Annotated in this window: 20 protein-coding genes; all 20 read right to left on the bottom strand. The window is 40.3% G+C overall.

Features of this window, described 5'->3' with window-relative positions; genetic code table 11:
- Positions 1-21: 21 nt before the first annotated feature.
- Positions 22-207, bottom strand: a complete 186-nt coding sequence (locus tag MKY17_RS00780) for a type Z 30S ribosomal protein S14 (protein ID WP_034304998.1) — start codon at positions 205-207, stop codon at positions 22-24.
- A 25-nt stretch (positions 208-232) separates the two neighbouring features.
- Positions 233-772 (bottom strand): 50S ribosomal protein L5, encoded by a 540-nt coding sequence (rplE, locus tag MKY17_RS00775; protein WP_063235797.1) that lies wholly within the window; start codon positions 770-772, stop codon positions 233-235.
- Between the two features lie 29 nt (positions 773-801).
- Positions 802-1,113: a 50S ribosomal protein L24 gene (gene rplX / locus MKY17_RS00770; protein ID WP_063235796.1), complete on the bottom strand. Its 312-nt coding sequence runs from the start codon at positions 1,111-1,113 to the stop codon at positions 802-804.
- 43 nt (positions 1,114-1,156) lie between these two features.
- Entirely contained in the window at positions 1,157-1,525 is a 369-nt protein-coding gene (rplN, locus tag MKY17_RS00765) for a 50S ribosomal protein L14 (RefSeq protein ID WP_034305005.1), read from the bottom strand.
- Positions 1,526-1,566: 41 nt separating this feature from the next.
- A complete protein-coding gene (gene rpsQ / locus MKY17_RS00760) occupies positions 1,567-1,830 on the bottom strand; it encodes a 30S ribosomal protein S17 (protein ID WP_034305007.1) in 264 nt (87 codons plus the stop codon).
- Positions 1,831-1,848: 18 nt separating this feature from the next.
- On the bottom strand, positions 1,849-2,052 hold the full coding sequence (rpmC, locus tag MKY17_RS00755) for a 50S ribosomal protein L29 (RefSeq protein WP_034305010.1): 204 nt from the start codon (positions 2,050-2,052) through the stop codon (positions 1,849-1,851).
- The gene (rplP, locus tag MKY17_RS00750; RefSeq protein WP_034305012.1) at positions 2,042-2,476 is read right to left on the bottom strand and encodes a 50S ribosomal protein L16; all 435 of its coding nucleotides are present in this window, start codon (positions 2,474-2,476) and stop codon (positions 2,042-2,044) included. The genes rpmC and rplP overlap by 11 nt, the downstream gene beginning before the upstream one ends.
- Before the next feature lies 1 nt (position 2,477).
- A complete protein-coding gene (gene rpsC / locus MKY17_RS00745) occupies positions 2,478-3,134 on the bottom strand; it encodes a 30S ribosomal protein S3 (RefSeq protein WP_034305014.1) in 657 nt (218 codons plus the stop codon).
- A gap of 3 nt (positions 3,135-3,137) precedes the next feature.
- Complete coding sequence (gene rplV / locus MKY17_RS00740; protein ID WP_034305017.1) at positions 3,138-3,479, bottom strand: 50S ribosomal protein L22; 342 nt, start codon at positions 3,477-3,479, stop codon at positions 3,138-3,140.
- Positions 3,480-3,496: 17 nt separating this feature from the next.
- A complete protein-coding gene (gene rpsS, locus MKY17_RS00735; RefSeq protein ID WP_034305018.1) occupies positions 3,497-3,775 on the bottom strand; it encodes a 30S ribosomal protein S19 in 279 nt (92 codons plus the stop codon).
- 60 nt (positions 3,776-3,835) lie between these two features.
- Complete coding sequence (gene rplB, locus MKY17_RS00730; RefSeq protein ID WP_063595511.1) at positions 3,836-4,666, bottom strand: 50S ribosomal protein L2; 831 nt, start codon at positions 4,664-4,666, stop codon at positions 3,836-3,838.
- A 26-nt stretch (positions 4,667-4,692) separates the two neighbouring features.
- Complete coding sequence (gene rplW / locus MKY17_RS00725) at positions 4,693-4,977, bottom strand: 50S ribosomal protein L23 (protein ID WP_063595512.1); 285 nt, start codon at positions 4,975-4,977, stop codon at positions 4,693-4,695.
- The gene (rplD, locus tag MKY17_RS00720) at positions 4,977-5,600 is read right to left on the bottom strand and encodes a 50S ribosomal protein L4 (RefSeq protein ID WP_053349064.1); all 624 of its coding nucleotides are present in this window, start codon (positions 5,598-5,600) and stop codon (positions 4,977-4,979) included. The genes rplW and rplD overlap by 1 nt, the downstream gene beginning before the upstream one ends.
- A 25-nt stretch (positions 5,601-5,625) precedes the next feature.
- Positions 5,626-6,255, bottom strand: coding sequence for a 50S ribosomal protein L3 (gene rplC, locus MKY17_RS00715; protein ID WP_034305028.1), 630 nt, complete (start codon positions 6,253-6,255; stop codon positions 5,626-5,628).
- A gap of 40 nt (positions 6,256-6,295) precedes the next feature.
- Complete coding sequence (rpsJ, locus tag MKY17_RS00710) at positions 6,296-6,604, bottom strand: 30S ribosomal protein S10 (protein WP_019244375.1); 309 nt, start codon at positions 6,602-6,604, stop codon at positions 6,296-6,298.
- Between the two features lie 422 nt (positions 6,605-7,026).
- Positions 7,027-8,214: an elongation factor Tu gene (gene tuf / locus MKY17_RS00705; RefSeq protein ID WP_034305030.1), complete on the bottom strand. Its 1,188-nt coding sequence runs from the start codon at positions 8,212-8,214 to the stop codon at positions 7,027-7,029.
- 120 nt (positions 8,215-8,334) lie between these two features.
- Positions 8,335-10,413, bottom strand: a complete 2,079-nt coding sequence (gene fusA / locus MKY17_RS00700) for an elongation factor G (protein ID WP_061440380.1) — start codon at positions 10,411-10,413, stop codon at positions 8,335-8,337.
- A gap of 44 nt (positions 10,414-10,457) precedes the next feature.
- Positions 10,458-10,928, bottom strand: a complete 471-nt coding sequence (rpsG, locus tag MKY17_RS00695) for a 30S ribosomal protein S7 (RefSeq protein WP_034305035.1) — start codon at positions 10,926-10,928, stop codon at positions 10,458-10,460.
- 41 nt (positions 10,929-10,969) lie between these two features.
- Positions 10,970-11,392 carry a 30S ribosomal protein S12 gene (gene rpsL, locus MKY17_RS00690; RefSeq protein WP_034305038.1) on the bottom strand — a complete coding sequence of 141 codons (423 nt, stop codon included), beginning with the start codon at positions 11,390-11,392 and terminating at the stop codon, positions 10,970-10,972.
- A gap of 104 nt (positions 11,393-11,496) precedes the next feature.
- Positions 11,497-11,745, bottom strand: a complete 249-nt coding sequence (locus MKY17_RS00685) for a 50S ribosomal protein L7ae-like protein (protein ID WP_034305040.1) — start codon at positions 11,743-11,745, stop codon at positions 11,497-11,499.
- Between the last annotated feature and the right edge of the window lie 167 nt (positions 11,746-11,912).

Raw genomic sequence — 11,912 nt, 5'->3', positions numbered from 1 at the left:
CCTCCTTCCCAAACTCGGGTTTTACCAGCTAGCTTTTTTAACGCCAGGAATTTGTCCTTTATATGCAAGTTCGCGGAAACAAATACGACAAAGTTTAAATTTACGTAATACAGAATGTGGACGTCCGCAACGTTCGCAACGTGTATATTCTTGTACTTTAAACTTTTGTTCGCGTTTTTGCTTTACGATCATAGACTTTTTAGCCACGATTTCGCCTCCCTTTATTTAGAGATTACTTTTGGAACGGCATTCCAACTTGAGTAAGTAGTTCACGAGCTTCTTCGTCAGTGTTGGCAGTCGTTACGATAACGATGTCCATACCACGAACTTTGCTCACTTTATCGTAATCAATCTCAGGGAAGATAAGTTGTTCTTTAACGCCTAATGTATAGTTTCCACGTCCGTCAAAAGATTTCTTTGAAACGCCACGGAAATCACGTACACGCGGTAAAGATACAGATACTAGCTTATCAAGGAATTGATACATACGTTCTCCACGTAATGTAACTTTCGCTCCGATAGGCATACCTTCACGCAAACGGAAGCCTGCGATTGATTTTTTTGCTTTTGTTATAACAGGTTTTTGACCAGTGATCAATGTAAGTTCTTCAACAGCTGTATCTAAAGCTTTCGAGTTAGATACTGCGTCACCCACACCCATGTTAATAACGATTTTCTCAATGTTTGGTACTTGCATTACTGATTGATAGTTGAATTTGCCCATCAATGATGGTGTAATTTCACTTTTTAATTTTTCTTTAAGGCGGCTCATTGCTTAGTGTACCTCCCTTCATTTATGACTTATTTATCTAAAGTTTCACCTGATATTTTAGCTACGCGTACTTTTTTACCATTTTCAATCTTATATCCAACACGAGTCGGTTTACCTGATTTAGGATCAAGTGGCATTACATTGGATACGTGAATAGCAGCTTCTCTGCTGATAATTCCACCTTGTGGATTAAGTTGAGATGGCTTGGAATGCTTTTTCACGATGTTAATTCCTTCAACAAGCACACGATTTTGTTTCGGATATGCAGAAAGAATTGTTCCTTGTTTGCCTTTGTCCTTACCAGAGATGACTACGACTTTGTCACCTTTTTTAACATGCATTAGCTTGGCACCTCCTTGAAAGGCTTTATACAAATTTTACATATTATAGAACTTCTGGAGCTAGAGAAACGATCTTCATGAAACTATTGTCACGTAATTCACGAGCAACAGGTCCAAAAATACGAGTTCCACGTGGGCTCTTATCGTCACGGATAATTACACATGCGTTTTCATCAAAACGAATGTAAGAACCGTCAGGACGACGCATACCACGTTTTGTACGGACAACAACAGCCTTAACGACTTCACCTTTTTTAACAACGCCTCCTGGTGTTGCCTGTTTAACTGTACAAACGATGATATCACCGATGTTTGCAGTTTTACGGCCAGAACCACCTAGGACTTTAATTGTTAGCACTTCACGAGCACCTGAATTGTCAGCGACTTTTAAACGAGATTCTTGTTGAATCATGTACGGTACCTCCCTTCGGAATTAGCTTAATCCGAACTATATTAAATGATTACTGCTTTTTCTACTACTTCTACAAGACGGAAGCGTTTTGTAGCTGAAAGTGGACGAGTTTCCATGATACGTACTACGTCGCCTGCTTTAGCTTCGTTTAGCTCGTCATGAGCTTTTAACTTTTTAGAGTATTTCACGCGTTTACCGTATAAAGAATGCTTTTTATAGGTTTCTACAACTACTGTAACTGTTTTATCCATTTTGTCGGATACTACGCGTCCAGTGTAGATTTTGCGTTGGTTGCGTTCGCTCATTCTGCAAACCTCCATTCATTATCGATTAGTGACACCGATCTCTCTTTGACGAACAACTGTTTTCATACGAGCAATCGATTTGCGAACTTCACGGATGCGAGCTGTATTTTCAAGTTGTCCAGTAGCTAACTGGAAACGAAGATTAAATAGTTCTTCTTTAAGAGATTTTAGTTTTTGTTCAATTTCAGCAGTGGTTAGATCTTTGATTTCATTAGCTTTCATTTGTTTCACCACCAATTTCCTCTCTTTTTACAAACTTGCATTTGATTGGAAGTTTGTGTGCTGCAAGGCGCAATGCTTCTCTTGCCACCTCTTCAGATACACCAGAGATTTCAAACATAACTTTGCCCGGTTTAACTACTGCTACCCAACCTTCAGGAGCACCTTTACCGGAACCCATCCGTACTTCAAGCGGCTTAGCTGTGTAAGGTTTGCTTGGGAAGATTTTGATCCAAACTTTCCCTCCACGTTTCATATAACGAGTCATCGCAATACGAGCTGCTTCGATTTGACGGTTCGTGATCCAGGAAGCTTCTTGAGCTTGAAGTCCAAATTCTCCGAAATGAACTTCAGTGCCGCCTTTAGCCATCCCTCTCATCTTACCGCGGTGTTCACGACGGTATTTTACGCGTTTTGGCAATAACATATTATTTTCCTCCTTCCTCAGATTTCTTCTTAGTAGGAAGAACTTCTCCACGGTAGATCCAAACTTTCACGCCTAGCTTACCGTAAGTAGTATCTGCTTCAGCATGAGCATAATCTATGTCTGCACGAAGTGTGTGAAGTGGAACTGTTCCTTCGCTGTAATGTTCAGCACGAGCAATATCAGCACCGCCAAGACGACCAGAAACTTGAGTTTTGATTCCTTTTGCTCCAGAACGCATAGTACGTTGGATAGCTTGCTTTTGAGCGCGACGGAATGAAACACGGTTTTCTAATTGACGAGCAATGTTTTCAGCAACCAATTTTGCGTCAAGATCTGCTCTTTTAATTTCGATGATATTGATATGAACTCTTTTGCCAGTCAGCTGGTTCAAAGCTTTACGAAGTGCTTCGACTTCAGTACCGCCTTTACCGATAACCATTCCTGGTTTAGCAGTGTGGACAGATACATTGATACGGTTAGCTGCACGTTCGATTTCAACCTTTGAAACTGAAGCATCATTTAGACGTTTCGCGATATATTCACGAACTTTAATGTCTTCATGCAAAAGAACTGCGTAGTCTTTATCAGCGTACCATTTGGATTCCCAGTCACGGATTATCCCGATACGCATACCGATTGGATTTACCTTTTGACCCACAGATTACCCCTCCTTCTTTTCTGATACAACGATTGTAATATGACTAGTACGTTTGTTTATAGCACTCGCACGACCTTGAGCGCGAGGACGGAAACGTTTTAATGTTGGTCCTTCGTTAACGTATGCCTCTGAAACGACTAGGTTATTAATATCCATTTCGTAGTTGTGTTCTGCATTTGCGATAGCAGATTTCAGAATTTTTTCTACGACTGGAGAAGCAGATTTTGGTGTTAAGCGAAGAATCGCTACTGCTTCACCTACTTGTTTTCCTCGAATTAAATCTGCGACTAAACGCACTTTACGAGGAGCAATACGAACTGTTTTAGCGACAGCTTTAGCTTGCATGAGATGCCCTCCTCTCATTAACGTCTTGTTTTCTTGTCATCACTTGCGTGACCTTTATAAGTGCGTGTAGGCGCGAATTCGCCTAGTTTGTGACCTACCATATCTTCTGTTACATAAACCGGCACATGCTTACGACCGTCATAAACGGCGATTGTGTGTCCGATGAATTGCGGGAAGATTGTTGAGCGACGAGACCAAGTTTTTACTACCTGTTTCTTGTCAGCTTCATTTAATTTTTCAACTTTTACCAATAAATGATCATCAACAAAAGGCCCTTTTTTTAAGCTACGACCCATGCGAGTACCTCCCTTCGTGACTGTTCTACGGTTCTATATATGAACCGTAGCTCAATCCCGTTATTTTTTACGACGACGTACGATAAATTTATCGGATTTATTTTTCTTCTTACGAGTTTTGAATCCAAGAGTAGGTTTACCCCATGGAGACATTGGTGATTTACGTCCGATTGGAGATTTACCTTCACCACCACCGTGTGGGTGATCATTCGGGTTCATTACAGATCCACGAACTGTTGGACGTTTACCTAACCAACGGTTACGGCCAGCTTTACCAATGTTGATAAGTTCATGTTGTTCATTACCAACTTGACCGATTGAAGCACGGCAAGTAGCAAGAATCATACGAACCTCACCTGAGTTTAAACGTACAAGTACATAACGACCTTCTTTACCAAGTACTTGAGCAGATGTTCCTGCTGAACGGACTAATTGTCCACCTTTTCCTGGTTTAAGTTCGATGTTATGAATTACTGTACCAACTGGGATGTTAATAAGAGGTAGAGCGTTACCCACTTTAATGTCAGCTTCTGGACCTGACATAACTTCCAAACCTACTTCTAGGTTTTTCGGAGCTAGGATATAACGTTTTTCTCCATCAACGTAATTAATTAATGCAATGTTTGCAGAACGATTTGGATCGTACTCAATAGTAGCAACGCGTCCAGGTATACCATCTTTATTCCGTTTGAAATCGATGATACGGTATTGACGCTTGTGGCCGCCACCTTGATGACGAACTGTTAACTTACCTTGGTTATTACGGCCGCCTTTGCTGTGTAAAGGAGCAAGTAATGATTTTTCCGGTTTGTCTGTAGTGATCTCAGCAAAATCCGAAGTTGTCATATTACGTCGACCGTTAGAGGTAGGTTTATACTTCTTAATCGCCATTTGTATTTCCCTCCTTCTCTAATGAATTAAGCTTCGAATAGCTCGATTTCTTTGCTGTCAGCAGTTAATTTAACAATTGCTTTACGGCGCTTGTTAGTATAGCCTGCATGTTTGCCCATGCGTTTGAATTTACCTTTGTAGTTCATGATGTTTACTTTCTCAACTTTAACGCCGAAAATTTCTTGAACAGCATCTTTAACTTGAGTTTTATTAGCTTTAACATCAACTTCAAAAGTATATTTCTTTTCAGCCATTACGTCTGAAGAGCGTTCAGTGATAACGGGGCGCTTAATGATATCGCGTGCATCCATTATGCAAGCACCTCCTCTACTTTTTCGACAGCTGATTTAGTCAAGATCAATTTGTTGTGTGAAACAACATCAAGAACGTTAAGACCAACAGCTTCAACTACAGTAACACCAGGGATGTTACGTGCAGAAAGAGCAACTTTCTCATCTAAACCGTCAGTAACAACTAACGTTTTAGTATCAACAGAAAGATTTTTAAGTACTGCTACAAATTCTTTTGTTTTTGGAGCTTCGAAAGACAAGCTTTCAAGTACCAAAATGTTCTCTTCCAATGCCTTTGCAGACAATGCAGATTTAATAGCTAAACGACGTACCTTTTTAGGTAGCTTGTAAGCGTAAGATCTTGGAGTAGGTCCAAAAACAACGCCACCGCCACGCCATTGTGGAGAACGGATAGAACCTTGACGCGCACGTCCAGTTCCTTTTTGTTTCCAAGGTTTACGTCCACCGCCTGCAACTTCAGAACGGTTTTTAACTTTATGAGTTCCTTGACGTAAGGAAGCTCGTTGCATGATGATTGCTTCAAATAATACATGATTATTAGGTTCGATACCAAAGATGGATTCATTTAGTTCGATGTCGCCAACTTGTGAACCTGTTTGGTTGAACAATGTAACTTTTGGCATTCTATTGCTCCTCCTTTCTCAGAAATTACTTTGCTTTAACAGCAGTTTTAACTTTGATCAATGCTTTTCTAGCACCAGGTACATTACCTTTGATCAATAGTAGGTTGCGTTCAACATCAACTTTAACGATAGCTAAGTTTTGAACAGTGATTTGTTCTCCACCCATACGTCCTGGTAATAGTTTACCTTTGAATACGCGGTTTGGAGCTACAGGACCCATTGAACCTGGGCGACGGTGGTAACGAGAACCATGAGACATAGGTCCGCGAGATTGTCCATGACGCTTGATAGAGCCTTGGAAACCTTTACCTTTTGAAATTCCTGATACATCTACTAAATCGCCTTCAGCGAAAATACTAACATTGACTTCTTGACCGATCTCATATTCAGTAAGATCCGTTCCGCGGAATTCGCGAATGAAGCGCTTAGGAGTAGTATTTGCTTTTTCAACATGGCCCTTTTCAGGTTTGTTAGAAAGCTTTTCGCGTTTGTTTTCAAAACCAACTTGAACTGCTTCATAGCCATCAGTTTCAACAGTTTTCTTTTGAAGAACCACGTTATTAGCAGCTTCGATAACTGTTACCGGAATAAGTTCACCGTTTTCAGCAAAAACTTGAGTCATACCGATTTTTCTTCCTAAGATTCCTTTGGTCATAAGTCACACCTCCTAGAGTAATTGTTCATATTTATATGAATTATAATTTGATTTCAATGTCAACGCCTGATGGTAAATCTAAACGCATCAATGAATCAACTGTTTGTGGAGTTGGATTAACGATGTCGATTAGACGTTTATGCGTACGCATTTCGAATTGTTCACGAGAATCTTTGTATTTATGAACCGCACGTAGGATCGTATATACCGATCTTTCAGTAGGTAATGGAATTGGACCAGATACAGCCGCACCAGAACGTTTTGCAGTTTCAACAATTTTCTCAGCAGATTGATCAAGAATTCTGTGATCATATGCTTTTAAACGGATACGAATTTTTTGTTTTGCCATAATTTTCCCTCCTTTTCGCCTATTTTAAAATAGACCTTCTCAATGGAAATTTCCCACACACTCGCCATGGCAAAGCGGCCGGGTGTGTCAGCAACCTTCCATATCATCGCAGTCAAAGACCAACATTGTCTATTATACATAATGCACAAGTAAAATGCAAGTTAAACTTAAACTTTTCTTGTGCAACACACTTTTATTATTATACATACTATCACAAGTATTTACAAGTAGATTCTACATGGTCTTTCATATCCATTTTCTTCAATTCGAAAATCCTCATGAAAATTAATAAATCCACTAATTTTTTTACCGATATTATAGAAGAAAAAAATGAAAAACCTTTAGAAAATAGAAAAGAAGCAGATGGCGTCCCATCTGCTTCTCCCGGAAGGCGTCCCTTCCAATATTGTTTTATGAATCAATTACTCTGTGATTGTAGCAACTACGCCAGCGCCTACAGTACGTCCACCCTCACGGATAGAGAATTTAGTACCTTCTTCGATAGCGATTGGAGCGATAAGTTCTACAGTCATTTCGATGTTGTCTCCAGGCATAACCATTTCTACGCCTTCTGGAAGGTTACAAATACCAGTTACGTCAGTTGTACGGAAGTAGAACTGAGGACGGTAGTTTGTAAAGAATGGAGTGTGACGTCCACCTTCTTCTTTAGAAAGAACATAAACTTCAGCTTTGAACTTTGTGTGTGGAGTGATTGTACCTGGTTTAGCAAGTACTTGTCCACGTTGGATATCTTCACGGGATACACCACGAAGTAGTGCACCGATGTTGTCACCAGCTTCAGCATAGTCAAGAAGCTTACGGAACATTTCAACACCAGTTACTGTTGTTGGTTTAGACTCTTCGTTGAAACCGATGATGTCAACAACGTCACCGACTTTAACTTGTCCACGCTCAACACGGCCAGTTGCAACTGTTCCACGACCAGTGATTGAGAATACATCCTCAACTGGCATCATGAATGGTTTTTCAGTGTCACGAGTTGGTTCTGGGATATACTCGTCAACAGCTGCCATTAATTCATGAATTTTTTCTTCCCAAGCTTCGTCTCCTTGAAGAGCTTTTAGTGCAGATCCTTTGATAACTGGAATGTCATCGCCAGGGAATTCGTATTCAGATAGAAGATCACGGATTTCCATTTCTACTAATTCAAGAAGTTCTTCGTCATCAACCATATCGCATTTGTTCATGAATACTACAAGGAATGGTACACCTACTTGACGAGAAAGAAGGATGTGCTCACGAGTTTGTGGCATTGGGCCATCAGCAGCAGATACTACTAGGATACCGCCGTCCATTTGTGCAGCACCTGTGATCATGTTTTTAACATAGTCAGCATGTCCTGGGCAGTCAACGTGTGCATAGTGACGAGTAGCTGTTTCATACTCAACGTGTGCAGTAGAGATTGTGATACCACGTTCTCTTTCTTCTGGAGCACCATCGATTTGGTCATAAGCGCGAGCTTCTGCGCCACCAGATTTAGCAAGTACAGTTGTGATTGCAGCAGTTAGAGTAGTTTTACCATGGTCAACGTGACCAATTGTTCCAACGTTAACGTGCGGTTTTGAACGATCAAATTTAGCTTTTCCCATTAGGAATTCCTCCTTAAAATTATAAATAAAAGATTAAGTATATAGGGCTGTGAAAGAAGACTAATTCTTCCATCACAGCTTACATAAGATAGTTATACTTTAATAAGAGATGAAAATCAATTATTCACCTTTATTTTTTTTGATGATTTCTTCAGAAATGCTCTTAGGTACTTCTTCATAATGATCGAAGTGCATAGAGAATGTTCCGCGTCCTTGAGTGTTAGAACGTAAAGATGTAGCATATCCGAACATTTCAGATAGTGGAACCATCGCTTTAACCATTTGCGTGTTACCGCGAGCTTCCATACCTTCTACGCGACCACGACGAGATGTGATATCTCCCATGATGTCGCCTAGGTAATCTTCTGGAATAACTACTTCCACTTTCATGATTGGTTCAAGGATGACAGGCTTACATTTAGATGCTGCATTTTTAAGTGCCATTGATGCAGCAATTTTAAATGCCATTTCGTTGGAGTCAACGTCATGGTAAGAACCGTCAAATAATTTTGCTTTGATGTCGACTAGCGGGTAACCAGCAAGTACACCACGGTCAAGTGAATCAACTAATCCAGCTTGTACAGCAGGGATATATTCACGTGGTACTACACCACCGACGATAGCATTTTCAAATTCGAATCCTTTACCTTCTTCGTTTGGACCAAATTCGATCCATACGTGTCCGAATTGTCCACGACCACCTGATTGGCGAACGAATTTACCTTCAACTTTAGCTGAACCACGGAAAGTTTCACGGTATGCTACTTGAGGAGCACCAACGTTAGCTTCCACTTTAAATTCGCGACGCATACGGTCAACAAGGATGTCCAAGTGAAGTTCACCCATACCAGCGATAATCGTTTGACCAGTTTCTTGGTCAGTATGCGCACGGAATGTTGGATCTTCATCTTGTAGCTTTTGTAAAGCTTGACCCATTTTGTCTTGGTCTGCTTTGGATTTCGGTTCAACTGACAGTGAGATAACTGGTTCTGGGAATACCATGGATTCAAGAATTACTTGGTTCTTGTCGTCACATAGAGTATCACCAGTTGTAGTATCTTTCAAACCAACAGCAGCAGCGATATCCCCTGCATATACAGTTGAGATTTCTTCACGGCTGTTTGCATGCATTTGAAGGATACGTCCAATACGTTCACGCTTACCTTTTGTTGAGTTGATTACATAAGATCCTGATTCTAATGTACCTGAGTACACGCGGAAGAATGTAAGTTTACCAACGTAAGGGTCAGTCATAACTTTAAACGCTAAAGCGGAGAACGGTTCAGAATCATCTGAATGGCGTTCTACTTCATCTTCTGTATCCGGTAGAGTACCTTTAATAGCCGGCACGTCTAATGGAGATGGAAGGAAGTCGATAACGTTATCAAGCATTAATTGAACACCTTTGTTTTTGAAAGCTGATCCACAGATAACTGGGAAGAATTCAACGTTAACAGTTGCTGTACGAATAGCTGCTTTTAATTCAGCAATGCTGATTTCTTCGCCGCCAAGGTATTTTTCCATTAAGTCTTCATTAACTTCTGCTACTGCTTCAATTAACTTTTCACGGTATTCTTCAGCTAATTCCCTATGTTCTTCAGGAATTTCACCAACAGTGATATCAGTTCCTAGATCATTGGCATAGAAATGAGCTTTCATTTCAATAAGGTCAATGATTGCAGAGAATTGATCTTCAGCACCGATTGGTAACTGAACCGGGTGAGCATTAGCTTGTAAACGGTCGTGGATTGTTCCAACTGAATATAGGAAATCCGCACCGATTTTGTCCATTTTATTTACGAATACGACACGTGGTACACCATAAGTTGTAGCTTGGCGCCAAACTGTTTCAGTTTGAGGCTCAACACCTGATTGGGCATCAAGTACAGCTACAGCTCCATCAAGTACACGCAATGAACGTTCAACTTCAACTGTGAAGTCTACGTGTCCTGGCGTATCGATGATGTTTACACGGTGACCTTTCCACTGTGCAGTTGTTGCAGCGGATGTGATCGTGATTCCACGTTCTTGTTCCTGTTCCATCCAGTCCATTTGTGAAGCACCTTCGTGTGTTTCACCAATTTTATGAATTTTACCAGTATAGTATAGAACGCGTTCTGTTGTTGTCGTTTTACCAGCATCGATGTGAGCCATGATACCGATATTACGAGTATTTGCTAAGGAGAACTCTCTTGCCATTTGTCTTTCTCCTTCCTTTTATAAGGATTTTATAGTGATATATCTTACCAGCGATAATGAGCGAATGCTTTATTAGCTTCAGCCATTTTGTGTGTATCTTCACGTTTCTTAACAGCTGCTCCAGTATTGTTAGCAGCATCCATGATTTCATAAGCTAAACGCTCTTCCATCGTTTTTTCTCCACGAAGACGAGAGTATTTCACTAACCAACGAAGTCCTAGAGTTGATTTGCGGTCTGGACGCACCTCAACTGGTACTTGGTAGTTAGCTCCACCTACACGGCGTGCTTTTACTTCTAATACAGGCATGATGTTTTTAAGTGCTTGATCAAAAACTTCGATTGATTCATTGCCAGTACGTTCTTTGATTAAATCAAATGCAGAGTAAAGAATTTTTTGTGATTTACCTCTTTGTCCATCAACCATTAATTTGTTGATTAAGCGAGTCACAAGTTTAGAATTATAAATCGGATCTGGTAATACGTCTCTTTTCGTTACAGGTCCTTTACGAGGCATTATATTTCCTCCTTTCAAGAAAGTTTAATTTTTGTTTGAGATTATTTTTTTGCTGCTTTCGGACGCTTAGTACCGTATTTAGAACGGCCTTGCATACGATTGTTAACTCCAGCTGTATCAAGAGCACCACGTACGATATGGTAACGTACCCCTGGTAAATCTTTTACACGACCGCCACGGATAAGAACCACGCTGTGTTCTTGTAGGTTGTGACCGATACCTGGGATATAAGCTGTTACCTCGATACCGTTTGTTAAACGTACACGCGCATATTTACGTAACGCGGAGTTTGGTTTTTTCGGTGTCATAGTACCCACACGAGTGCAAACACCACGTTTTTGCGGAGATGATACGTTAGTTTGTGCTTTTTTAAAGCTGTTGTAGCCTTTGTTAAGTGCTGGAGATTTTGAATTAACCTCTTTAGACTCGCGTCCTTTACGCACTAATTGATTAATAGTAGGCATTACATTTTTCCTCCCTTCACGTTTTCATTTCTAGTACCACACATCCAGGTGGTTCATAAATGGGTAAAAACAAAGTCTTTGCAAATATAATTGCAAAAACATTTTTACTTTTTAATGGCAACAGTTGCTGCTCCGACATCAATACCACATGCTTTGCCAAGCATTCTCATCGAATCAACATATGTGATAGGAACATCCAATTCTTTGGCGGTCTCAACGACACGCCCAGTCAAGTATATATCTGCATCATCAGCGATGATAACTTCTTGAATTAAATTGTTTTTAAGAGCTCTAACTGCTTGTTTCGTCCCTATAATCACTGACTTTGCCTGTATTACTTTTTCATAAGACATGGTCCATATCCTCCAAAGTTACAGGGTAACATAGGAGCACCTTTGCTATAGTATCATTATTAGTCGGATACTGTCAACTTCTTTCAAGAAAATAATTTCAGCAAAAGGTTTTCCTTACATAATTCTATTAAGATAATCAATTTGCCTAAAGGAAATATTTCTGATCC

This window comes from Peribacillus sp. FSL P2-0133 (genome assembly GCF_037975445.1).
GTDB classification, from domain to species: domain Bacteria; phylum Bacillota; class Bacilli; order Bacillales; family DSM-1321; genus Peribacillus; species Peribacillus simplex_E.
Note: the sequence above shows the minus strand (reverse complement) of the source record. Positions and strands in the feature narration are given on the sequence as shown.

Coding starts and splice junctions, on each gene's coding strand:
- rplE (WP_063235797.1), bottom strand. CDS start 772: ATGAGCCGCCTTAAAGAAAAATTAAAAAGTGAAATTACACCATCATTG.
- rplX (WP_063235796.1), bottom strand. CDS start 1,113: ATGCATGTTAAAAAAGGTGACAAAGTCGTAGTCATCTCTGGTAAGGAC.
- rplN (WP_034305005.1), bottom strand. CDS start 1,525: ATGATTCAACAAGAATCTCGTTTAAAAGTCGCTGACAATTCAGGTGCT.
- rpsQ (WP_034305007.1), bottom strand. CDS start 1,830: ATGAGCGAACGCAACCAACGCAAAATCTACACTGGACGCGTAGTATCC.
- rpmC (WP_034305010.1), bottom strand. CDS start 2,052: ATGAAAGCTAATGAAATCAAAGATCTAACCACTGCTGAAATTGAACAA.
- rplP (WP_034305012.1), bottom strand. CDS start 2,476: ATGTTATTGCCAAAACGCGTAAAATACCGTCGTGAACACCGCGGTAAG.
- rplV (WP_034305017.1), bottom strand. CDS start 3,479: ATGCAAGCTAAAGCTGTCGCTAAAACAGTTCGTATTGCTCCTCGTAAA.
- rpsS (WP_034305018.1), bottom strand. CDS start 3,775: ATGGGTCGTAGCTTAAAAAAAGGGCCTTTTGTTGATGATCATTTATTG.
- rplB (WP_063595511.1), bottom strand. CDS start 4,666: ATGGCGATTAAGAAGTATAAACCTACCTCTAACGGTCGACGTAATATG.
- rplW (WP_063595512.1), bottom strand. CDS start 4,977: ATGGATGCACGCGATATCATTAAGCGCCCCGTTATCACTGAACGCTCT.
- rplD (WP_053349064.1), bottom strand. CDS start 5,600: ATGCCAAAAGTTACATTGTTCAACCAAACAGGTTCACAAGTTGGCGAC.
- rplC (WP_034305028.1), bottom strand. CDS start 6,255: ATGACCAAAGGAATCTTAGGAAGAAAAATCGGTATGACTCAAGTTTTT.
- rpsJ (WP_019244375.1), bottom strand. CDS start 6,604: ATGGCAAAACAAAAAATTCGTATCCGTTTAAAAGCATATGATCACAGA.
- tuf (WP_034305030.1), bottom strand. CDS start 8,214: ATGGGAAAAGCTAAATTTGATCGTTCAAAACCGCACGTTAACGTTGGA.
- fusA (WP_061440380.1), bottom strand. CDS start 10,413: ATGGCAAGAGAGTTCTCCTTAGCAAATACTCGTAATATCGGTATCATG.
- rpsG (WP_034305035.1), bottom strand. CDS start 10,928: ATGCCTCGTAAAGGACCTGTAACGAAAAGAGACGTATTACCAGATCCG.
- rpsL (WP_034305038.1), bottom strand. CDS start 11,392: ATGCCTACTATTAATCAATTAGTGCGTAAAGGACGCGAGTCTAAAGAG.
- MKY17_RS00685 (WP_034305040.1), bottom strand. CDS start 11,745: ATGTCTTATGAAAAAGTAATACAGGCAAAGTCAGTGATTATAGGGACG.